Origin of the sequence: Planotetraspora sp. GP83 (assembly GCF_041262585.1) — a bacterium.
Classification (GTDB): Bacteria; Actinomycetota; Actinomycetes; order Streptosporangiales; family Streptosporangiaceae; genus JAOEGB01.
Genome location: NZ_JBGCBZ010000022.1, coordinates 52,590 through 74,784 on the forward strand (window position 1 = coordinate 52,590; position 22,195 = coordinate 74,784).

Annotated in this window: 18 protein-coding genes; 8 read left to right on the plus strand and 10 right to left on the minus strand. The window is 73.1% G+C overall.

Going from position 1 to position 22,195, the window contains the following annotated elements:
* The first annotated feature begins 11 nt into the window (after positions 1-11).
* From ABH927_RS26910 to ABH927_RS26940, 7 genes are all read left to right on the plus strand, one after another.
* Positions 12-1,181, plus strand: a complete 1,170-nt coding sequence (locus tag ABH927_RS26910; RefSeq protein ID WP_370026014.1) for an acyl-CoA dehydrogenase family protein — start codon at positions 12-14, stop codon at positions 1,179-1,181.
* Complete coding sequence (locus ABH927_RS26915) at positions 1,178-3,184, plus strand: acetate--CoA ligase family protein (RefSeq protein ID WP_370026016.1); 2,007 nt, start codon at positions 1,178-1,180, stop codon at positions 3,182-3,184. Before ABH927_RS26910 ends, ABH927_RS26915 begins: the two co-directional genes overlap by 4 nt.
* The gene (locus ABH927_RS26920; RefSeq protein WP_370026018.1) at positions 3,181-4,773 is read left to right on the plus strand and encodes a 5-guanidino-2-oxopentanoate decarboxylase; all 1,593 of its coding nucleotides are present in this window, start codon (positions 3,181-3,183) and stop codon (positions 4,771-4,773) included. Before ABH927_RS26915 ends, ABH927_RS26920 begins: the two co-directional genes overlap by 4 nt.
* Complete coding sequence (locus ABH927_RS26925; protein WP_370026020.1) at positions 4,770-5,921, plus strand: Glu/Leu/Phe/Val dehydrogenase dimerization domain-containing protein; 1,152 nt, start codon at positions 4,770-4,772, stop codon at positions 5,919-5,921. The genes ABH927_RS26920 and ABH927_RS26925 overlap by 4 nt, the downstream gene beginning before the upstream one ends.
* A complete protein-coding gene (locus ABH927_RS26930; protein ID WP_370026022.1) occupies positions 5,918-7,066 on the plus strand; it encodes a M20 family metallopeptidase in 1,149 nt (382 codons plus the stop codon). Before ABH927_RS26925 ends, ABH927_RS26930 begins: the two co-directional genes overlap by 4 nt.
* Positions 7,067-7,191: 125 nt before the next feature.
* Positions 7,192-8,367: a YncE family protein gene (locus ABH927_RS26935; protein ID WP_370026023.1), complete on the plus strand. Its 1,176-nt coding sequence runs from the start codon at positions 7,192-7,194 to the stop codon at positions 8,365-8,367.
* Positions 8,368-8,375: 8 nt separating this feature from the next.
* Positions 8,376-9,131: a polysaccharide deacetylase family protein gene (locus ABH927_RS26940; RefSeq protein WP_370026025.1), complete on the plus strand. Its 756-nt coding sequence runs from the start codon at positions 8,376-8,378 to the stop codon at positions 9,129-9,131.
* Between the two features lie 85 nt (positions 9,132-9,216).
* Here the strand turns inward: ABH927_RS26940 and ABH927_RS26945 are convergent, their stop codons facing one another.
* Positions 9,217-9,672, minus strand: a complete 456-nt coding sequence (locus ABH927_RS26945) for an SPW repeat protein (protein ID WP_370026027.1) — start codon at positions 9,670-9,672, stop codon at positions 9,217-9,219.
* A gap of 188 nt (positions 9,673-9,860) precedes the next feature.
* Between ABH927_RS26945 and ABH927_RS26950 the strand changes: the two genes are divergently transcribed.
* Positions 9,861-10,055 (plus strand): CsbD family protein, encoded by a 195-nt coding sequence (locus ABH927_RS26950; RefSeq protein WP_370026029.1) that lies wholly within the window; start codon positions 9,861-9,863, stop codon positions 10,053-10,055.
* A gap of 100 nt (positions 10,056-10,155) precedes the next feature.
* Here ABH927_RS26950 and ABH927_RS26955 read toward each other — a convergent pair whose 3' ends face one another.
* From ABH927_RS26955 to ABH927_RS26995, 9 genes are all read right to left on the minus strand, one after another.
* Complete coding sequence (locus ABH927_RS26955; protein ID WP_370026031.1) at positions 10,156-10,281, minus strand: hypothetical protein; 126 nt, start codon at positions 10,279-10,281, stop codon at positions 10,156-10,158.
* 104 nt (positions 10,282-10,385) lie between these two features.
* Positions 10,386-14,897: an HAD-IC family P-type ATPase gene (locus ABH927_RS26960; protein WP_370026033.1), complete on the minus strand. Its 4,512-nt coding sequence runs from the start codon at positions 14,895-14,897 to the stop codon at positions 10,386-10,388.
* Between the two features lie 161 nt (positions 14,898-15,058).
* Positions 15,059-15,760, minus strand: a complete 702-nt coding sequence (locus ABH927_RS26965; protein ID WP_370026035.1) for a hypothetical protein — start codon at positions 15,758-15,760, stop codon at positions 15,059-15,061.
* 175 nt (positions 15,761-15,935) lie between these two features.
* The gene (locus ABH927_RS26970; RefSeq protein WP_370026037.1) at positions 15,936-16,973 is read right to left on the minus strand and encodes a M24 family metallopeptidase; all 1,038 of its coding nucleotides are present in this window, start codon (positions 16,971-16,973) and stop codon (positions 15,936-15,938) included.
* On the minus strand, positions 16,910-17,863 hold the full coding sequence (locus ABH927_RS26975) for an ABC transporter ATP-binding protein (RefSeq protein WP_370026038.1): 954 nt from the start codon (positions 17,861-17,863) through the stop codon (positions 16,910-16,912). The genes ABH927_RS26970 and ABH927_RS26975 overlap by 64 nt, the downstream gene beginning before the upstream one ends.
* A complete protein-coding gene (locus ABH927_RS26980; protein ID WP_370026040.1) occupies positions 17,860-18,660 on the minus strand; it encodes an ABC transporter ATP-binding protein in 801 nt (266 codons plus the stop codon). The genes ABH927_RS26975 and ABH927_RS26980 overlap by 4 nt, the downstream gene beginning before the upstream one ends.
* Positions 18,657-19,532, minus strand: coding sequence for an ABC transporter permease (locus ABH927_RS26985; protein WP_370026042.1), 876 nt, complete (start codon positions 19,530-19,532; stop codon positions 18,657-18,659). Before ABH927_RS26985 ends, ABH927_RS26980 begins: the two co-directional genes overlap by 4 nt.
* Positions 19,529-20,614, minus strand: coding sequence for an ABC transporter permease (locus ABH927_RS26990; protein ID WP_370026044.1), 1,086 nt, complete (start codon positions 20,612-20,614; stop codon positions 19,529-19,531). The genes ABH927_RS26985 and ABH927_RS26990 overlap by 4 nt, the downstream gene beginning before the upstream one ends.
* On the minus strand, positions 20,589-22,190 hold the full coding sequence (locus ABH927_RS26995; protein ID WP_370026046.1) for an ABC transporter substrate-binding protein: 1,602 nt from the start codon (positions 22,188-22,190) through the stop codon (positions 20,589-20,591). Before ABH927_RS26995 ends, ABH927_RS26990 begins: the two co-directional genes overlap by 26 nt.
* Between the last annotated feature and the right edge of the window lie 5 nt (positions 22,191-22,195).

The window sequence follows — 22,195 nt, forward strand, 5'->3', positions numbered from 1 at the left end:
AGGAGTACCGCATGCCGCGTCCCGTCCGTGACGGCCTGCACCTCACGTCCGACCAGCTGGACTTCGTCGAGCTGGCCCGCGAGTTCGCGATGCGCGAGATCCGCCCGAGGGCGCGCGACGTCGACGAGGCCGACCACGAGTCGCCCCTCGACCTGTGGGCGAGGGCGGCCAAGATGGGCTTCACCTCGTTCATGCTGCCCTCCGAGTACGGCGGCGGAGGGGTGACCGACCTGGTGACCCAGGCCCTGGTGACCGAGGAGCTGTGCTACGGCGACATCGGCATCGGCAACCTGCTGACCTCGAACGGGTTCTTCGCCGGGCCGGTGGAGGCGCTCGGCACCGAGGAGCAGCGCGGGCGCTGGCTCAGCCCGCTCTGCGGTGAGGAGCCGCCGCTGACGGCGCTCGCGGTGACCGAGCCCGACGTCGGCTCGGACGCCGCCGCCCTGCAGACGCGGGCCGTCCGCGACGGCGACGAGTACGTGCTGAGCGGCACCAAGACGTGGATCTCGAACGCGCCCTACGCCAAGTGGTTCGTGATCTTCGCGACGGTGGACCCGTCGCTGCGCTCGCGCGGTGTCACGGCATTCGTGGTCGCCCGTGACACGCCGGGCCTTTCGGTGGGGCGGCCGATCCCGAAGATGGGCCAGCGGGCCATCGTGAGCGCCGAGGTGGTGCTCGACCAGGTCCGGGTCCCCGCCGAGAACCGGCTGGGCGAGGAGGGGCAGGGCTTCTACGGCATGATGCGGACCTTCGACGCCTCCCGCATCCTGATCGGCGCGGCGGCGACCGGGCTCGCGCGGGCCGCCCTGGACACCTCCCTGGCCTACGCCAAGGAGCGCCGCCAGTTCGGCGTGCCGATCATCGAGCACCAGGCCGTCGCGTTCCGGCTCGCCGAGATGGCCGCCAGGGTGGACGCGTCGCACCTGCTGACCATGCGCGCCGCCGCCCTGCACGACTCGGGCGAGCCCGCCACGGAGGAGGCGGCGATCGCCAAGCTCACGGCCTCCGACAACGCCATGTGGTGCACCTGGGCCGCCGTCCAGACGCACGGCGGCTGGGGCTATTCCCGCGAGTTCCTCGTCGAGAAGTGGATGCGGGACGCCAAGCTCGAGGAGATCGAGGAGGGCACCTCGGACATCCAGCGGCTCATCATCTCCCGCTCGCTGGCCCGGTCGGCATGAGTCTCGGGGTCTTCGCCGACCCGCGGTCGGTCGCGGTGATCGGCGCCTCGGCCGACCCGGCCAAGTGGGGTCACTGGCTGGCCAGGGGAGCGCTCCGCGGGGCGCACCGCCGTACGGTCCACCTGGTGAGCCGGTCGGGCGCGGTCGTGGAGGGCGTCGCGAGCCGGCCCAGCCTGAGCGACCTGCCGGAGACGCCCGAGCTGGCCGTGCTCTGCGTGCCGCCGTCCTCCATCGAGCAGGTCATGGGGGAGGGCCTGGAGCTCGGCGTGCGGGGCTTCCTCGCCATCACCGCCGGGACCGAGGACGCCCGGCTGGCGGCCCGAGTCCAGGCGGCGGGCGCCCGCCTCGTCGGGCCCAACTGCCTCGGCATCTACGACGCCGCGACCGCGCTGGAGCTGGCCTGGGGCAACTTCACCCCCGGCTCGCTCGGCATCGTCTCCCAGTCGGGGCAGCTCGGGCTGGAGCTGGCCGGGCTGGCCGGCGAGGCCGGCATCGGGGTCTCCCGGTTCGTGTCGGTCGGCAACCAGGCCGACGTCTCCGCGGCGGAGATCCTGGCAGACCTGGCGTCCCACGACCTCACCAGGGTCGTGGTCGTCTATCTGGAGAGCTTCGGCGACGGCCGGGCCCTGCTGGGAACGCTCCAGACGCTGCGCGAGCGCGGCAAGCCGGTCGTCGTCCTCACCGTCGGGGCGAGCGAGGCGAGCCGGGCGGCGGCGCGCTCCCACACGGGGGCGCTGACCGCGTCGTCCGACGTGGTGGAGGCCGCCTGCCGGGCCGCCGGGGCGATCCTCGCCGAGACCCCGGCACAGGCGGTGGATCTCGCGCAGATGCTGCTCGACGGCGCCCGTCCTGTCGGCAGGCGGGTCGCGGTCGTGGGGGACAGCGGCGGTCAGGGGGCCCTGGCGGCCGACACGCTGTCCCGGGCGGGGCTGGAGGTTCCGCAGCTGTCGGGCGCCACGGTCGCCGCCCTCGGCCGCACGCTCCCGGAGGGCGCGGGAGCCCGCAACCCCGTCGACCTCGCCGGGGCGGGCGAGCGCGACCTGACCAGCTACGCGACCCTCATCTCCACGCTGCTCGGCAGCGGCGAGGTGGACGCCGTGCTGCTGACCGGCTACTTCGGCTCGTACGGTCAGGACGCCCCCAGCCTGGCCGCCGCCGAGCACCGGGTGATCGGGATGCTCGGCGACGCCGGGCGGGCGGCCGGGCTGCCCGTGGTGGTGCACACCATGGGCCTCGGCAACCCCGCCGTGACGGCACTGCGCGAGCACGGCATGCCGACCTACCACACGATCGACGCGGCCGGCCGGTCGCTCGGCCTCGCCACCGAGCTGGCCCTCCGGACGCCCCGCCCAGTGAGCAGTCCGGCACAGGTCATGGGCACCCCTCCCGAGGGCTATCTCGGGGCGAGGGCGCTCCTCGGCGAGTACGGCGTGGCCTACCCCGCCGCGGTGGCCGTCCGCGACCGCGACGACGTGCTCGCCGCCCCGCTGCGCCCGCCGTATGTGCTCAAGGCCGCCTGGCTGGAGCACAAGACCGAGGCGGCGGGAGTCGTCGTGGGCCTGGCCGGGGCGGCGGAGGCCGCCGACGCGCTCGACGCGATGACCGCCCGGCTGGGAGCCGGGGAGTACGCCCTGGAGGAGATGGACACCCGGCCCCACGTGGCCGAGCTGATCGTGGGCGCCCGGCGGGACCCGTCGTTCGGGCCCCTCGTCATGGTGGGCGCGGGCGGCGTCAACGCCGAGGTCTACCGGGACGTCGCGGTGGAGCTGGCCCCGGTCACGGAGGAGGTGGCGATGGACATGCTCCGGCGGTTGCGTATCCTGCCCCTGCTCACCGGCTGGCGAGGACGCCCGGCGGTGTCACTGGAGGGCGCCGCGGCGGTGGTGGCCGCGGTCTCCCGGCTGGTCGCCGAGCGGCCGGGCATCGAGGAGTGCGAGATCAATCCCTTGCGGGTCGGCCCCGGCGGGGCCCTGGCCGTGGACGCGCTGGTGGTGTCCCGATGAACGCGGTCACGGGGGGAGAGGCCCTCGTCCGGGCGCTGGCGGCGCATGGCGTCGACACGGTCTTCGGCATCCCCGGCACCCACAACCTGCCGATCTACCGGCACCTCCCGGCGTATGGCCTGCGGCACGTCGGCATGCGGCACGAGCAGGGCGCCGGGTACGCCGCCGACGGCTACGCCAGGCTCACGGGGCGCCCGGGCGTCTGCCTGGTCACCTCCGGGCCCGCCACGCTGAACGCGGCCGCGGCGATCGGTCAGGCGTACTCCGACTCGGTGCCGGTCCTGCTCCTCTCGCCCGGGATGCCGCTGCGCAACCCCGGCCGGGGACGCGGCCTGCTGCACGAGACCAAGGACCAGCGGGCCGCGATGGACGCGATCGCCGCCTACAGCCACCGGGTCACCAGCGTGGCCGAGATCCCGGTCGCGGTCGCGCAGGCGTTCGCCGCGATGACCTCGGGACGGCCCCGCCCGGTGCACATCGAGGTCCCGCTGGACGTGCTGGAGGAGCTGGACGCCGCTCCGCCCGTCGGCCCGTTCGGCATCGCCGTACCCGCCCCGAGGGACGCGGACCTGGACGCGGCGGCGCGGCGGCTCGCGGCGGCGCGCCGCCCGGTGATCCTGGCGGGAGGCGGCGCGCGAGGCGCCTCGCGCGAGCTGCGCGCGGTGGCCGAGCGGCTCGGCGCTCCCGTCGTCACGACGGCGAACGGCAAGGGCGTGCTGTGGGACAACCACCCGCTGGCGCTCGGCGCGGGCCTCCACCTGCGCGCCGTCGCCGACCTGGTGGAGCAGGCCGACGCCGTCCTGGTCGTCGGCAGCGAGCTGGCGCCGTCCGACCTGTGGAACGGCCCCCTGCCCCTGGAGGGCCGGCTGCTCCGGATCGACGTGGATCCGGCGCAGATCGTCACGAACGCGGTCCCCGACGTCGCGATCGCCGGGGACGCGGCCCTGGCCCTGCGTGGGCTGTTCGACCGGCTCGGCCCGCGTGACGACGCGCGGGATTGGGGGGAGTGGCGGGAGCGGAAGCGGGCCGAGTCCCGGGCCGAGGGCCGGGACTGGCTGGAGATCGTCGACGCGCTGGCCTCCGCCCTGCCCCGGGACGGCGTCGTGGCGGCCGACAGCGCCATGGTCTGCTACTACGGCGCGCTGGCCAACCTGCCCGCCTACCGCCCCGGCGCGTTCCTCTATCCGACGGGGTACGGCACGCTCGGGTACGGCCTGCCGGCGGCCGTGGGCGCCAAGATCGGCAGTCCGGACACGCCGGTCGTGGCGCTGCTCGGCGACGGCGGCGTGATGTTCACCGTGGCCGAGCTCGCGGCGGCCGCGTCGCTCGGCCTCCCGCTGCCCGTGGTCGTCGTGGACAACGGCGGCTACGGCGAGATCCGCGACGAGATGGCGGGCCGCGGCGATCCCGTCCAGGCGGTCGAGCTGCCGTCGCCCGACTTCGCGGCGCTCGCGGAAGCCCTCGGCTGCAGGGGCGTCCGCGCCTCGGCGGGCAAGCTCGCGGACGCGGTGACGGACGCGTTCGTCGCGGACCGCCCGACCTTGATCCATGTGCAGCTGCTCAACAGGCCCGATGTGGAGGCGAAGTGAACCTGCTGGAGATCACCTGGACCGACCCGGTCACCGAGCGACGGGGCTATGTGGTGATCCACAGCCTGGTCCGCGGCATCGCGAGCGGCGGGCTGCGGCTCCGGGCGGGCTGCACGCTCGACGAGGTCGCCGGGCTGGCCAGGGGCATGGCGCTCAAGGAGGCGCTGGTCTACGACCCGGCCGACCGCTACATCCCGCTCGGCGGCGCCAAGGGCGGAATCGACATCGGCTCCGACGACCCCGAGGCGCCCGCCGTACTTGCCCGGTTCCTCACCGCCGTGCTGCCCGTCCTGCGCGCGCAGTGGAACACGGGCGAGGACTTCGGCCTCAGCCAGGACCTGCTCGACCGGCTCATGGCCGACCTCGGCCTGCCGTCCACGATCGAGCCGGTGTTCGCCCTGCTTGACGACGCCGCCGCCGCGCGGGAACGGCTCCGGGAGGCGTTCGAGGTCGTGGTCGACGGGGTGCCGCTCGCCGACCTGGTGGGCGGCTTCGGAGTGGCCGACGCCTGCGTCGTGACGGCCGAACGGCTCGGCATCGAGGCCAAGGACGCCACCGCCGTGGTGCAGGGGTTCGGCACGATCGGCGGCGCGGCCGCGCGGTACCTCTCGCAGGCGGGCGTGCGGGTCGTCGCCGTGGCCGACCGGCTGGGCCTGGTGACCGATCCCGACGGACTCGACGTCGAGGCCATGCTGGCGGCCCGCGACCGCTCCGGGGTGATCGACCGGTCGAGCCTGCCGTCCGGCGCGCGGACCGGCGGCGACTGGCTTGACGTCCCCGCCGACATCCTCGTGCCGTGCGCCATGTCCTACGTGATCCCCGACGCGGCTCCCGTGCGGGCCCGGGTCGTGGTCGAGGGGGCCAACATGCCGACACTCCCCTCGGCCGAGGCGGATCTGTTCGCCCGTGGCGTCCCGGTCGTGCCGGACTTCCTGGCCAACGTCATGACGAACGCCTGGTGGTGGTGGGTCGTGTTCGGGGACATCGCCCCGACGGCCCCCGAGTCCTTCGCCAAGATCTCCCGGACGATGCGCCGCCTGCTCGGCACGGTCTGGGACGACGCCGCCGGCAAGGGAGTCCCCCTGCGCGCCGCCGCGCTCGACCTCGCCGAGCGGAACGCCTCCGCGATCGCGTCGAGGTACGCGTGAAGGAGGCCCTGGCCGCCGGCATCGACGCCGCCGCGCCCCACGCCGTACGGCTGAGCCGTCTGATTCACGGCCATCCGGAGCTGGGGTTCGAGGAGCACCGGGCGGCGGCGTGGACGGCGGAGCCGCTGGCCGCCGCCGGGTTCGACGTGTCCGTCGGCGCGTTCTCGCTGCCCACCTCGCTCCGCGCGACGTACGGCACGGGCGAGCGGGTGATCACGCTCTGCGCCGAGTACGACGCGCTGCCGGACATCGGGCACGCCTGCGGGCACAACCTGATCGCGGGAGTCGCCGTTGCCGCCGCACTGGCCCTGGCGCCGCTCGCCGACGACCTCGGGATCACGGTGCGGGTCCTCGGCACCCCGGCCGAGGAGACCGGCGGCGGCAAGGTCCTGATGCTGTCGCGCGGGGCGTTCGACGGGAGCGACCTCGTGCTGATGGCGCATCCGGGGCCGTATGACTGCGTGCGGCCGCGGTTCGTCGCCTGCGGCGGGCTGACCGTGCGATATCAGGGCCGGGCGGCGCACGCCGCGCTCAACCCCCACGAGGGGGTGAACGCCGCCGACGCGCTGACCGTGGCCCAGGTGGCCATAGGCCTGCTGCGCCAGCACGTGGGGCCGGGCGAGTTCGTGCACGGCGTGACCACGGCGGCGGGGTCGGCCCCGAACGTGGTCCCCGACCTCGCCTCGGCCGTGTACAACGTCCGCGCCCCCGACCTCGCCCGGCTGTCGGCCCTGACGGACCGGGTGACCGCCTGCTTCGAGGCGGGAGCGCTGGCGACCGGTGCCCAGGTGACCGTCTCGCCCGATCCCGTGGTCTACGCCGAGTTGCGGTCGGACGCGGAGCTGGCCCGGCGGTATGAGGACAACTGGCCGGGGCCGCTGCCGCCACGCGGCGAGGTCTTCGGGTCCACGGACTTCGGCAACGTCTCGCAGGTGCTGCCCGCCCTGCACCCGATCTTCTCGATCGGGCGGGCGGTGGCCAACCACCATCCCGACTTCACCGCGGCGGCCGGCACGCCCGAGGCCGAGCGCGCGATGCTGGCGGCCGCGCGGGCTCTGGCCTGGTCGGTCGCGGACGTGACGTGCGGCTCGTCGTCCCCATTCCGGACGCCAAGTTCCCCAACGAAGGCGGGAAACCGCAGGTAAAGCGCTCCTTGACCAGGCGGATGGCACGCTAGCGTTCCACTGGCCCGCCGCTCACGTACGTCGTGATCGTGAAGCGCGGGTCCGGTCGTGCGCCGGGGTCGCGCGCTGGAGACGGGGGGGTCGGCGTGCGCGTGGTCGTGCGGAACGTCATGGGCGGACAGGCCCTCGCGGTGGCGCCGGTCTTGGCGCTCATGGCGCTGGGCGTGCTCGTGGGGTGCGCTTCCGAGCCGCGGACGTCCCCGGCCGCCATCGTGACACCGCCCCCGCACGCCACGAGGCCGTCGGCGCCTCCGCCGTCGCCCGACCCGCTCCACGTCTACGCGGCCGACAAGCCGGGAATGATCAGCCCGGTGGCCGCGGGCTTCCCCTCGCTCGTCTACGTTCCCAACAGCGAGAGCGACACCGTCGACGTCATCGACCCGAAGACCTACAAGATCATCCGGCACTTCCCGGTCGGCGGCCGCCCGCAGCACGTCGTGCCCTCCTGGGACCTGAAGACGCTGTGGGTCAACAACAACAGGGGCAACTCCCTCACCCCGATCGACCCGCGGACCGGCGAACCCGGCAAGCCCGTGGAGGTTGAGGATCCCTACAACCTGTACTTCACGCCGGACGGCCGCTACGCGCTCGTCATGGCGGAGCGTAACAACGAGCTCGACCTCCGCGACCCGCACACCATGCGCCTGGAGCATTCGCTGCCGCTGCCCTGCCGCGGTGTCAACCACGCCGACTTCACCGCCGACGGCTCCGTCTTCCTCGCCAGCTGCGAGTTCTCCGGCGAGCTCGTCGCCATCGACTGGAAGCGGCCGCGGGTGCGGCACGTGATCGGACTGAGCCACAGAAGCATGCCGCAGGACGTGAAGCTCTCGCCCGACGGCACGGTGTTCTACGTGGCCGACATGAGCCGGGACGGGCTCTGGTTGATCGACGCCGCGACCTTCAAAAAGATCGGCTTCATGAGGACAGGCGCGGGAGCGCACGGCCTGTACGTCAGCCGCGACTCCCGGGATCTCTACGTCTCCAACCGGGGCGCCGGATCGGTCTCCGTCGTCTCGTTCGCGAGACGCGAGGTGGTCGGCACCTGGCACATACCGGGTGGCGGATCTCCCGACATGGGCGGCCTGTCGGCCGACGGCCGGAAGCTCTGGCTGAGCGGCCGCTACGACGGGGTCGTCTATGTGTTCTCCACCGTGACCGGCAAGCTCATCCGCAAGATCCATGTGGGCAGCGGGCCTCACGGACTGTGCGTATACCCGCAGCCCGGTCGCTACTCGCTCGGCCACACCGGAATCTTCCGATGAAGGCGCCGATGAGACGGCGCGGGTTCCTGCTCCTGGCCGGTCTATGGACGGCGGCGTCCGGCTGCTCGGGACAGGCAGTCCCGCCCGGCCCCGCCGCGCGGTCGAAGCCGGCTCCGACCGTGAAGCCGGCGCCCACGCCGCCCGCACCGGCGCCCCGCCGGCTCCCGCCCGAGGTGGCGCACGGGCCGCGGAACCGGCCGCTCGTGGCCTTGACCTTCCACGGCGCGGGACCTCGCCGGCTCGCCGAGCAGGTCCTCGCAGCGATCGAGCGGGCTGGGGGAGCGGCCACGATCCTCGCCGTCGGCACCTGGCTCGACCAGTATCCCGCGATCGCCCGGCGCATCCTCGACGGCGGCCATGACCTCGGCAATCACACCCAGCATCACCTCGACATCTCGGCGATGGACGCGTCCGCCGCCCGCGAGGAGATCGAGGAGTGCGCCGCGCGCCTGCGCGCGCTCACCGGGTCGGCCGGTTCGTGGTTCCGGCCGTCCGCGAGCCGGGTCGCCACGCAGCTCATCCGCCGGCTGTCGGCCGACGCCGGCTACCGCACCTGCCTCTCGTATGACGTCGACTCGCTCGACTACACCGACCCCGGCCCGGCCGCCGTGACGGCCAACGTCCTCAGCGCCGTACGGCCCGGCTCGATTATCAGCCTGCACCTCGGCCATCCGGGTACGGCTGACGCCCTGCCCGCGATGCTGGACGGCCTCAAGCGCAAGGGGCTGCGGCCCGTCACCATGACAGCGCTCCTGGCCCCGTGACCCCGGTTTCGACCTCGGTCGGAGCCTGGTGGCGCTCCCGGCCGGTTGACGGGGCGAGGAGCGCCGATCCGCGGATGACGTGTCGCTAGGGCGTCGGCCTGCGGAAACCGCCGCCGCCCGGCCGGCCGCGCTCGCCCATGCCGAACCGCATGGTGGCCAGGCCCAGGATCAGGATGATCGCGCCCGTGATCACGTTGTTCACGATCGTCCCCGTGGTCGCGTGTCCGCGGATGACCCACGGCGCGACGATGGTCCACACGCCGATGGCGGGCGCGACCCAGGAGATGCCGTAGGTGCGGCCAAACGCCGAGCTGAACCCGAGTGCCAGGAGCGCGACCAGGATGCCCGTGATCAGGTTGTTGACGGTGAACGGGCTCAATCTATGGAACCCGACGATCCAGGGCGAGAGCGCGAGATACGTGCCCGCCAGCAACGTGAGGCCGTCCGTGACTTGCGCCCTCGGATTCGCCGCGGCGGCCTCGTAGCGTGCGCGCATCTGCACGATGTCGGGATGCGTCCCGATGTCTGCGGGGTGCGTCATCTGGCACACCACCCTTCTGAGGCGTGGAAGATTCCCTCTTTCCTACCTTACGCCTGATTCGTCCGTTTAATCCTGATTCGGGACGGCGGTGACGTGCGTCACGTCGGGAAGGGGGCCGTGTTTAGGCCGCTCACCTGGGGAAAGAGGAACCCCACGTCAATCCGTGAGACCCGCGAGGGAGCGAACCCATGGGGACCGAGGACAAGTTCAACAACAAGGCCGAAGAACTCGCCGGCAAGGCGAAGGAGGGCCTCGGCAAGGTGACCGACGACGAGAGTCTCGAGGCCGAGGGCCGGGCCGACCAGAGCGAGAGCCACGTCAAGCAGGCCGGCGAGAAGGTCAAGGACGCCGCCGGCAAGGTCAAGGACGCCTTCAAGGATTGATCAATCGGCTGGCAGGGGGACGAGGGGCGGATGGAGATCCCGGCATCGTCAGGTGCCGCGTCCTCTCGTCCCCAGGGGCCGTGATCCCTGGAGGCCGGGTTCAGGCGGCCTGTGGGAAGGTGACGCGGAATCCGGACGTGGCGAAGGACTGGATCAGGCGCATGAGCAGCGCCTCCAGGAGCATCAGGGCCGCCCTGGTGAGGATGGCGGCGAAGAACTCAGACACTTGATACCTCATAGGGACAAATTTGCGTTCCATGGCATAGTGCCTGACAAACATACCTAAAACGGCATAGTTAAGGTTACCGTTCGGTGAACGATCGGTGGCCGCTAGGCGTACGTCCTCTCGATCGCCCGGCCGAGCAGACCGGCCGCGCCCGCCGCGCCCAGCCCGATGGCCCATCCGAAGGGCCCGACGGGGCGTGACCCGAAGAAGTGGCTGAGGCCGGGCGTCGAGATGATCAGCGCGAGGGCGCCCATCGAGGACACCGCGGCGATGGTGACCGTGCGGTCCCTGCCCCCGGCCGTCAGGGTGCGCAGCAGTTGTGCCGAGACGAGGCCGATCAGCCCGATCGTGTCCGCCCTGCCTCGAGTGCCCGTCATCCGGCCGAGCAGCCACGCGGCGCTCGCCGCGGCGGCCGTCGTCACGGCCCTCACCTTGATGTCCCGGGTCAGGGCCGACCCCAGGGACGCTTCCGGCCCCTCCGTCAGCAGCTCCCCGGCGCTCCCGTCGGCGTTTGCCGCATCCGGCGCCCGTACGGCGACCGCCATGGCGGGCAGCATGTCCGTGAGCAGGTTGACCAGGAGCAACTGCCGGGCGTTGAGCGCGCTCCGCCCGGTCAGCACGCTCGAACCGACGGTGAAGACGATCTCTCCGATGTTGCCGCCGAGCAGAATGCCGAGCGCGTCGCGGACCGAGCCCCACATCGCCCTGCCCTCGGCGATCGCGTCGATGATCGTCTCGATGCGGTCGTCGGTCACCACGATGTCGGCGGCGGCCCGCGCGGCAGGGGTGGCGCGGGATCCGAGGGCCACCCCCACGTCGGCGAGCCGGATCGCGGGCACGTCGTTGGCCCCGTCACCGGTGACCGCCACGACCTTCCCCGACCGGCGCAGCGCGGAGACGATCCGCGCCTTGTGCGCCGGTGTGACGCGTGCGAAGACGGCCACCTCCGGCAGCACCGTCACCAGTTCGTCGTCGCCCATCCCGTCGAGCTCCGGACCGGTCATGACCCGCAACCCGTTGACCGCGTCGATCTCGGCGGCGATCGCCTCCGCGGTGCTCGGATGGTCGCCGGTGAGCATGACGACGCGGACGCCGGCCTTCATCAGGCCCGCGACACTCCGGGCCGCGGTGGGCCGCACGGGGTCGGCGAGGCCGAGGAACCCGAGGAAGCACAGCCGCTCGACCCGCGACTCGTCCAGGTCGGCCCGGCTCGAGGCGGCCCGCTCCGCCACGGCGAGCACCCGGAAGCCCCGCAGCGCGAGCCGTTCGACCTCCGCCTCCAGCATCTGCCTGCCCGCCTCGTCGAGGTCGACCTCCCGCCCGTCGTGGAGCCGGGTCGCGCACCGGGTCAGCACGACCTCCGGGGCGCCCTTGACGCTGAGCACATGGCCGGATTCCGACAGCCCGAGGACGGCGTGGTAGCCCCGGGCCGGCTCGAACGGCATCTCGTCGACCCGCCGCCACTCCGCCAGCCCTTCCTGCGGCGTCACGCCGAGGCCTTCCGCCCCGCCCACCACCGCCCGGTCGGTCGGGTGGGCCAGGGCCCGCCCGCCTCCCGACTTCGGCCCGGCCCGCAGCGCCGCCGCCACCACCCGCCGGAGCCGCGGCGTCATCACCCTGTCGACCGTGCCCTCGGCCTCGCCGTCGGAGACCCGGCGCAGGCTGATGTGACCTTCGGTCAGCGTCCCGGTCTTGTCGAAGCACAGGACGTCGACCCGGCCGAGCGCCTCGATCGTCGAGGGGTTGCGGACCAGCGCCTTCCGCGCGGACAGCCTCTTGGCGGCCGCCAGCTCCGCGAGCGTCGCGACGAACGGCAAACCTTCCGGAACGGCCGCGACCGCGAGGCTGATCGCGGGACCGAGCGCCCGCGACAGCGACGATCCGCGCATCAGCTCGACGGCCATCAAGGCGACCCCGGAGCCGATCGCCGCCGGGAGGATGCGGCGGCTCAGCTCCCGCAGCCGCAGCTCCACGCCGCTCGGAGGAGGACCCCCTCGGCCCAGCCTGGCGGTCCGGCCGGCCTCGGTCTCCTCGCCCGTGGCCACGACCACCGCGAGGCCGTGCCCCGCGGCCACCGAGCTGCCCTCGTACACCATGGAGCTCCGGTCGGCCACCGCGGGCGCGGCGGTGGGGGCCGTGCCCTTGCCGACGAGCTGCGACTCCCCGGTCAGCGTGGACTCGTCGATCTCCAGGCCGACCGCCTTGAGCAGCCTGCCGTCCGCCGGCACGGCGTCGCCCGCGCGCAGCTCGATCACGTCGCCCGCGACCAGGTCCCCGGCGGTGGCCGCGCAGCCGCCGTCCCCGCCCTTGCCGCCGTCGTCCCAGTCCGGGCGGCGCAGCCGTACCCGCACGGCGGTGGCCTCGGAAAGCGTCCGCAGCACCCGTCCCGCGTCGCGCCGCTGCGCCCCCCCGACCACGGCGTTGACCACCATCACCCCGGCGATCAGCACGGCGTCCAGGACCGAGCCGACCACCGCCGACACTCCCGCGCCCGCCGCGAGCACCGGGGTCAGCGGGTTGGCGAGCTCCTCCACCGAGGCCCGCGCCAGGGACTGCGGCCCCGCGTCGCCGGGCCGCGCGGACAGGGTCCTGCGCTGTACGGCCTCCGCCTCGCTCAACCCGTTGGCGGAGGAGTTCAGCCGGGTCAGGACGTCTCTCGTCGTCATCGCATGCCAGGGCGTGCCGTCGGCCGTGATCGGCGCCTCGCCGTTCCCGGCCCTCCGCCCCGACCACGCCCCCATCGCCAGGGAGATGAGCGAGGTGCCGTCGGCCACGAGATGCGCCCGCCGTACGGCGGTGCGCCCGGGGCCCAGCACCGCGAGGCCGCCCCCGATGACCGCGGCCGCCGCGGCGAGCCGCACGCTCAGCTCGCTCACCGCCCGCGCCGAGGGCAGACAGCGGAGCAGCAGGTGCGCCGCGTCGAGATCGGCCAGGACATCCGCGTCCCACGGCACGCGATCCCTGACCAGAGGGCTTCCGGGGATGGGGCTTGCGAGCAGGCCGACGCCGAGGTCGGCCTGGCGGAGCGCGTTCCGCGACCGCTTCGCCACCAGGGCCACACCGTGCCCTTCCGCCTGCAGGGTCCGGATGGTCTCCGCGAGCCGCCGGCCGCCCGCGACCTGGTCCGCGCCCAGCCTCCGGCCGAGCCAGGGCTCCCCACCGGCGATCAGCACCTGGCACGTGCTCCTCGGCGCGTCCACGAGGCTCTCGGCCAGTGGGTGGAGCTCGGGAGCCAGACCCACCAGGGCCAGCACGGAACCGTCCCGCCCCACCGCGACCGGCCGGATGCCGAGCTCACGCCAGTGCGCCAACTGCGCCGGCCGGTCGTTCCCGGCGTACGGCTCGGCCTCCCAGCCGTCGTACCCCCGCCGGGCCGTGGGGTCGGTCAGATCGAGCAGCGTGTAGAGCCTGGCATGGAGCTCCTCGAGGTCGAGCTCGTGGACGAGGGGGACCACCGCGTCGATCGTCCACGCTCCGGTGGTCAGTGCCGCCGCGTCCAGCACGACCGTGTCCACGCGGTCCATGCGGCGCAGGGCGTGCCGGCTGAGGACGAGGCCGCCGCGCCGTGCCAGCGCCCGGCCCACGGCGCTCGTGAAGGCGTCGCGACCGGCGCGCGCCGACTTCGGAGTCCCTGTGATCAGCACGGACAGCGCCCGCGAATGGCTCCGGCTCGCGACGAGCGTCAGGCCGTGGGCCGCCAGCGAGACCGGGCTCGCCACGTCGCAGTACCGCTCGATCGGTCCGCGTGGCAGAGGCGCGGGCCGGGGGGCCTTCGCCGGCCGGACATGGTGGTAGCCGCCCTCACGACCGGCGAACTCCGCCTCCCGCCGCGCCCAGGCGTCGAGCCCCGCACGGGCCTCGGCGTACCGTCCGGCCGCCGCCAGAGAGTCCACCAGCAACCCCGCCGGCCGCTGGCCCAGCGTCTGGGTGACGAGCCGCGTGGTGGCGAACAGCAGGTCGGTGGCGTGCACGCCCATGCGGCGCTCCAGTCCCCGGCGCACCCTCGGGGTGTGCTCCGCGAGCTGGACGAGCGTGGGAAGGGTGGGGGGCAGCCGCCAGATGTGCGTGACGCGGCCCGCGAGGGCCAGGCCGGTCCCGGCCAGGCTGCCGGCGAGGCTCAGCGCCGCGCGCGCGTGGTGTTCGCGAGCGTCCCGCGCCCACGCCCCCTCGTCGGTTGGCTCATCGTCGCCTGTGCCGGAGGAGCCGTCCGCGTCAAGCGAACCGCCGGCCCGATCCTCGGCGTCCTCGGCGTCCTCGCCACCCTCAGTGTCCTCGCTGTCGAGTTCCTCCACGATGGCCAGCAGCTTGGCCATGTCCACTGTGGCCGCCTCGCAGGCGACGAAGACGCAACCGAGCGCGCCGTTGACCTCCGCCCGCGCCATCCCCGCCGCCAGGAGCCGGTCTTCGAGACGGCGGGCGGCCCGTTCGGTGCCCGGGCCGCCGATCGCGTGCAGGGCGATGCGCACTCCGCCCGCGCACGCCCGCGTACGGCGAGCCAGTGGGATCAGGCTCAGAACGGGGTCGGGCATCAGACTGAGCACCTGGCCGCACACCAGTGCCGGCAGCGATACAGCGGAAAGCGAGCCGAGCGGCCACATGTCGTCTCCGGTGGTCAAAGCTTGGAAGGGCGCGAGAAATCCACGGGCCGACCAAGGGTGATCGGTCCGGCCTACACGAATGCCCGATCAGGGGCGCGGGACGATGACCGCCGGGCCGCCTCGGCTCGGCGGCGCGAGCCGGCGAGCACGTCCCTCACGCGGGCCTGGCCCGCGTGCTGTTACCTGGTGGACGTGCCCGAGCGTGCGGTCGCGGTGCTTCTCGGCTGCCTCCTGGTCTCTGTCCTGGTCCCTGTCCTGGTCTCGGTCCTCGGCTCTGTCCCTGACGCCGTCTCGGTCCGTGACGTCCTCGCTCTCGACGTCGTCCCCGCTCCCGACGTCGTCCCCGCTCCCGACGTCGTGCCGGCTTTCGGCGTCGCCCGGGTTCTGGGCGTCGCGGTTCTCGAGGCCGCGCCCGCTCTCGTAGCCCTCGGCCGCGCCTTCTCGCCGGCGCCCTCGGCCGCTTGTTCGGACGGGCGCTCGGCGGTCCGCGTGGTCCGCGGAGGCGTGGTGTCCCGCCCTCGAAGCGGGGACCAGCGCTGCTCGCGGGTGCGCTGCGCGATCATCGTCCCCGCGCCGATCGCGGCCGCCACCGGCCAGTCGATCAAGCCGAGGACCGCGAGCGCGCCGAGCCCGCCGTAGTAGACCATCCGCTCAGGCGGCGGCAGGAACGTCCGCGCGATGTCCATCGCCTGCCCCATCTCCCGCCGGCTGACATGCGGCACCTCCACGTGCGGCATGTGCAGCTCCGGCGGCCTGACCTGGATGCGCAGGAAGGGCAGGTTCAGGTTGAACTGGTGACTCGTGTCCTCCGCCTTCGCGGGACGGGCCGGTTCGGGCGCCGTGCGCGTGCGGGACGGACGTGTCGTCTGGGTCACTGTCATGGTTCCTCCCCCGAGGGACTCCCCGATGTGACGGCGGGGTTTGGTCTAGCCACCCGTGAGGTCCACGAGTGCAGAACGACCTGTCCATCCTCCGTCGTGCCATCAGGGGTTTCTGCTGCTTACAGGTGTTATTTGCCCACTTTTGCAGGATCCATCGTGGTCGGGGGGAGGCGCCTCAGCGATCCATGACATGAAGGGACGGCGAGCTCAGACTCAGGGGTTCCGGCCCATGAGAGCCGCACACCACGACGTCCGCCACCCTGGCGCCGAAAAGCTCGGGAAGGAAGATGGCCGGCTCCAGGCACACCGTCATGCCGGGCGAGAAGACCTCGTCCGGCACGGGCCTCGGCCCCTCGTCGGGGCTGAGCCCGATGCCGCGCGCCTGCCGTCCGGCGGCGTAGTGCCCGTAACCGCTGCCGTCGATCACCTCCCCGGCGATCCTGGCGGGCTCCGAGGCCGGGACGCCCGGCCGTACGGCCTCCAGGGCGGCGTGCTGCGCGGAGAGGACCACGGAGTACATCGCCTCGAAGTCGTCGGGCGGCTCGGCCACCGCGAAGACCCGCGCGACCTCTGTGCAGTAGCCGTCCCACCGTCCGCAGACCGAGACGAGCAGCGCGTCCCCGGGGTTGATCACCCGCTCGCAGGGCGTGTGCGCGGCGACGGCCGTGTGCTCGCCCGCCGCGACGACAAGGGAGATCACGTCCTCACAGCCGGTCTCCGCGAGCATGGCCCGGAGCCGGAAGGCCATCGCCCGCTCGGTCGCGCCGAACCACGTCAGTTGACGGGCCGACAGCAGCACCGCGTCCGCCGCCGAGGTCGCGCGCCGCATCGCGGCCACCTCCTCCGGCCGCTTCCGGAGCCGGAGCGGGGCCAGCACGGCCGACGCCAGCATGAGCTCGGTGTCGAGCCGCAGCGCGAACAGCTCCGACGCCCGCATCTCGGGATCGACGGCGACGCGGCGGGCCGAGGAGGGGATGAGCGCCGCCGCCTCGGCGGGAGCGTCCACCGTGCTGAGCGGCCCGTCGGGGGTGAGGACCAGGTAGCCGCCGCCACGGCCGCCCAGATAGCGAAAATCGGGGGAGGGGCGCAGCACCAGGGCGTCGGCCCCCGCCTCGGCCATTCCCGCCCGGACATCCTCGATCATGCCGTTCAGGCCGGTCCGGTCGTCGCCGGCCCGGCTGTCGACCTCATGGTGGGTTCGTGCAGCCAGCACGCGACCGGGCCGAACTCGGGCTCCCGATCCCGGCAGATGTCCATCACCAGCGGGCAGCGCGGGTGGAACCGGCAGCCCGAGGGCGGGTCGGCCGGGTCCGGAACGTCCCCCGGCAGCTCGGCCGGGAGCACGCCCGCGCCGTCGGGGGCGGGGATCGCGCCGAGCAGGGCCCGGGTGTACGGATGTCTCGGATCGGCCCAGACCTCGGCGGTCGGCCCGGTCTCCACGATCTTCCCGAGATACATCACCGCGATCCGGTCCGCGATGAGCCGCACCACGGACAGGTCGTGGCTGATGAACAGCAGGCCCGCGCCGGACTCCACGGCCAGGTCGCGCATGAGTCTCGCCACCTGCGACTGGGCCGAGGCGTCGAGCGCGGAGATCGGCTCGTCCCCGATCAGCAGGGACGGCCCGGCCGCCAGAGCTCTGGCGATCGCGATCCGCTGCCGCTGGCCGCCGGAGAACTCGTGCGGGAACCGCCCGGCGAACTCGCGCGGCAGCCCGACCCGTTCCAGCAGGTCAGCCGGGGTGGTGGCCGTGTCGCCCGCCGTACGGAGCCCGTCGGCGATCTGGGCTCCCACCCGGCGGCGCGGGTTGAGCGAGGCGTAGGGGTCCTGGAACACCATCTGGACCCCGGTCAGCGCCCGGTCCCGGCGGCGCAGGCCGAGCGGGGTGACCGGGTGGCCGCCGACCTCGATCTTTCCGGAGGCGGCCGGGTGGAGGCCGCAGACCGCGCGGGCCAGGGTCGACTTGCCGCATCCGGACTCGCCGACGAGGCCGACCACCTCCCCCGCCTCGACGGTCAGGCTGGCCCCCGCGACGGCGCGCACGTGGGGACGGCCGGGCGCGCGGTGCTCGACGACCAGGTCGTCCACTGTCAGCAGCGTCATCGCGGCTCCTCCGTTTGGGTCTCCCGGGGGAGGGCGTCCAGCAGGGCGCGGGTGTAGGGGTGGCGCGGCTCGCGGAGCACCTGCCCGCGTGGCCCCGTCTCCACGACCAGGCCGTCCTTCATCACGCTCACCTCGTCCGCGACCGCCGACATCACGCCCAGGTCATGCGTGACGAGCAGTACGGCCAGGCCGAGGTCGTCGCAGAGACCGCGGAGCAGCCGGAGGATGCCCGCCTGCACGGTCACGTCGAGCGCGGTCGTGGGCTCGTCGGCGATGAGCACCTTCGGCTCGCAGGCCAGCGCGATCGCGATCGCGATCCGCTGCCGCATGCCGCCGGAGAACTGGTGCGGGTAGCGGTCGATCGCCGTCTCCGGGCCCGGGATCCGCACTTTGGCGAGCAGCCCGACGGCCCTGGCCCGCGCCTCCTTGGCCCCGAGGCCGAGGTGGTGGCGCATGTGCTCGGTGAGCTGGCGGCCGACGGTCAGCATGGGATGCAGGCTGGTCGCCGGGTCCTGGAACACCATGGCGATCTCCGCGCCCCGCACGGCGTTGAGCTCCTTGGCGGACAGGCCCAGCAGGTCGCGGCCCGCCAGCTCGATCCGGCCGGCCGTACGGGATCCGTGGGGGAGCAGGCCCAGCACGGCGAGGCCGGTCATGGTCTTGCCAGAGCCGCTCTCGCCGGCCAGGCCGTGCACCCGGCCGGCCTGGACTTCCAGATCGACGCCGTGCAGGATCTCGGCGTCGCCGATGGAGACCGTCAGGCCGGAGATCGTCAGGCCGGAGATGGGTAGCGTCACAGCGCACGCTCCTTGATGGCGCGGGCGGTCCGGGGGTCGAGCGCGTCCCGCAGCGTGTCGCCGAGGAAGTTGAACGCCAGGACCACGGTCAGGATGGCCAGGCCGGGGAACGTCGCGACCCACCAGCTGTCGAACACCTCCACACCAGAGGCGACCATCGCGCCCCATTCCGGGGACGGAGGCTTCGCGCCGAGGCCGAGGAACGACAGGCCGGACAGCAGCAGCAGCGCGGTGCCGATGTCGAGCGTCGCCAGCACCAGGACGGGGCCCGTGACGTTGGGCAGGACGTCGACCCGCAGGGACCGCCACGCGGAGAACCCGAGGAGCCGCCCGCTCAGCACGAACTCCCGCCCCCGCACGCCCAGCACGAGCCCGCGGGTCACGCGGGCGTAGGCCGGCCAGGCCACGACCAGCACGGCGAGCACGGCGTTGGTCAGGCTGGCCCCCAGGGCGGCCGCCACGACCATGGCGAGGATCACGGTGGGGAAGGCGAACACGAGGTCGGCCAGCCGCATGATCGTCTCATCCGCCCACTTGCCGACATATCCGGCGACGGCTCCCAGCAGACCGCCGATCAGCACCGACAGCGCCACGAGGAGCAGCGTGAGCGGGATCGAGACCCGCGCGCCGTACATCACCCTGCTGAGGACGTCCCGGCCGAGCTGGTCGGTGCCGAACCAGTGCCCGGAGCCCGGCGGCGCGAGCCGCGGCAGGTCCTGGGCGAGCGGATCGTGCGGCGCCAGCAGGGGAGCGGCGAGCGCGATCACGACCCAGGCGACCGCGACGACGCCCCCGGCGACCGCGAGGGGCTGCCGCCACGCCTCCGGCAACCGCGCGGTCAGACTCCCGCGGAGACCCGCACGTCGTTTCACGAGACCCTCACTCTCGGGTCGATGACGCCGTACAGGACGTCGACGACGAGGTTGATGATCAGGTAGACCACGCCCACCACCAGGCCGACGCCCATGACGGCGGGCAGGTCGAGGGTCGTGGCGCTCTTGTAGGCGTACTGGCCGACGCCGGGCCACGCGAAGACCGCCTCGACGAGGACCGTGCCGGACAGCAGGCTGCCGAACGCGAGACCGGCCACCGTGATGATCGGCACGAGCGCCGGGCGCACGACGTACCGGAACAGGATCACCCGTCCCGGCAGGCCCTTCGCGCGGGCCGCGCGCACGTAGTCCTGCCCGAGCACCTCCAGTACCGCCGAGCGGGTGAAGCGGGTCAGCAGGCCGATCGTGTAGAGGGCCAGCACGAGCGCCGGGGCGATCAGGTGCCCGATTGCGGACGACAACACGTCCCACTGGCCCGCGAGCGCGGAGTCGATCGTGTACAGGCCCGTGACGTGCGGCGGAGCGGTCATGCCCGGGTCGATCCGGCCGCTGCCCGGCGTGATCTGCAGCCGGTAGAAGAAGATGTAGAACGCCACCAGCGCCAGCCAGAACGTCGGCACCGAGATGCCCACCAGGCTGAGGACGCGCAGCACGTGGTCGGGCAGCCGGTCCCGGCGCAGCGCCGCGAACACGCCGAACGCCACGCCCAGCACGAGGGAGACCAGGATCGCGGCTCCCGCCAGCTCCAGCGTGGCCGGCACGAACTCGGCCAGGTCCTCGCTGACCGGGCGGTGGCTCTGCTGGCTCTCCCCGAGGTCGCCGTGGACCAGGCCGCCGAGATACAGCAGGTACTGCTGCGGGAGCGGCTTGTCGAGGCCGTGGTCCGCCCGCCACTGGGCCACGATCGCCGGGTCGCCGAGCGCCCGCTGGCCGAGGTTGGCCGACACCGGGTCGCCCGGGACCAGGTTGGTCAGGACGAACGTGACCAGCGTGATCCCGAGCGCAAGCAGCAGCGCGGTGACGGCCCTGCGGACCAGGAACCGGGCCAGCGGGCTCCTCTTGGTTCGCGCCTTACTCGGTGGCTTACTCGGTGGCTTACTTGGTGCCGAGGTCGGCGACATCGATGGTCCACACCGGGTTGTACGTGAGACCCGTGACGGAGGCGGCCGTCACGATGTTCTGGCTCGGCTGGATGAGCGGGATGAACGGGCCGGACGCGTTGAGCTTCGTCTGGATGTCCACGTAGGCCTGCTTCCGCGCGTCGTCGCCCACCGTGGTGGCCGCCTTCGCACCGGCCGCCTCCAGCTCCTTGTCCGCCCCGGCCTTCCACCCGGCCCGCAGGCCGACCAGCTTGCCGGGCAGGAACGCCAGGTAGTCGCTCGGGTCCGGGTAGTCCGGACCCCAGTACCACAGGCCGAGCTGCTCCTTGCCGTTGCGGTAGTTGTCCAGGGCCGTCGTGACCGGAGAGGGAGCCAGCTCCACGGTGATGCCGACCTCCTTGAGGTTGGCCTGGATCCGCTCGGCGACGGGCTGCAGGGACAGCCCGTTCACGGTCAGCTCGCTCGGGTACTCCAGCTTGACCGTCGGGTTCGACACGCCGCTCTCCTTGAGCGCGGCCTTGGCGCCCTCGACGTCGCGCTGGACGACCTGGTCCGCCGGCAGCGCGCCGAGCAGCATCGACGGGATCACGCCGGGGGCCTGCACCGAGCCCTCGCCCGCGAGCTCCAGCAGGCCCGGGTAGTCGAGGCCCTTGCGGACCGCCTCGGCGAACTTGGGGCTGGAGGTGACCTTGCTGACCGACGGGTCCTGGTTGGCCAGCAGGAACACCACGTTGGCCGAGGCCGTCTTGGTGACCTGGAGGCCGCCCGAGATGCCGGCGAGCTGGTCGCCCGACAGGTCGAGCGCGACCTGGCTGTCCCCGCGCTGGACGTTGAGCTTCTGCGTCGCCGCCTGAACGTTGCGGATGACGACCTTGTCGTAGACCGGCTTGCGGGCGCCCCAGTACTTCGCGTTCCGCTTCAGCACGACCTCGCTGCTCACGTTGAGCGACTCGATCGTGTACGGCCCCGAGCCCGCGGACGCGGAGTTCAGGTACTGCTCGGCCTTGTCGGCCGCGTCCGTGGTGGCCCCGTGCTCCTTGGCGACCTTGGAGTTGAGGATGCCGAGCGCGGGGTTCGGCAGGATGAACGGCAGCGCGGGGTTGGGAGCCTTCGACGTGAGCGTGATCGTCGTCTCGTCCGTCTTGGCGATCTCCACCCCGTCGAGCAGGAACGACGGCGTGCCCTTCATGTCGCGCACGCGGGTCAGCGAGAACACCACGTCGTCGGCGGTGACGGGGGAGCCGTCGGCGAAGGTGGCGCCCTGCCGGAGCTTGAGCGTTAGCTTGGTGCCGTCGGCCGACACGTCGTAGGACTCGGCGAGGTCCGGCACCGGCTTGGTCAGGTCGCCGCCGTTGAAGGTCAGCAGCGTGTCATAGGCCGCCTTGCCGACGATCAGGCCGGTCGGCTCGTAGGTCCGCCCCGGGTCCGCGGTCTTGAGGTTGAAAGAGGTGTCGATCACGAGCGTCTTGCCCGCGCCGCCGCCCTGGGAGCTCTGGCTGCTGGACGAGCCGCCACCGGAGCAGGCGGCAAGAGCGAGGAAGCCGGTGAGCAGCACCGGCAGCAGGGCTGCCTGCGCCTGCCGCGAACGGGTCGCCATTCTGT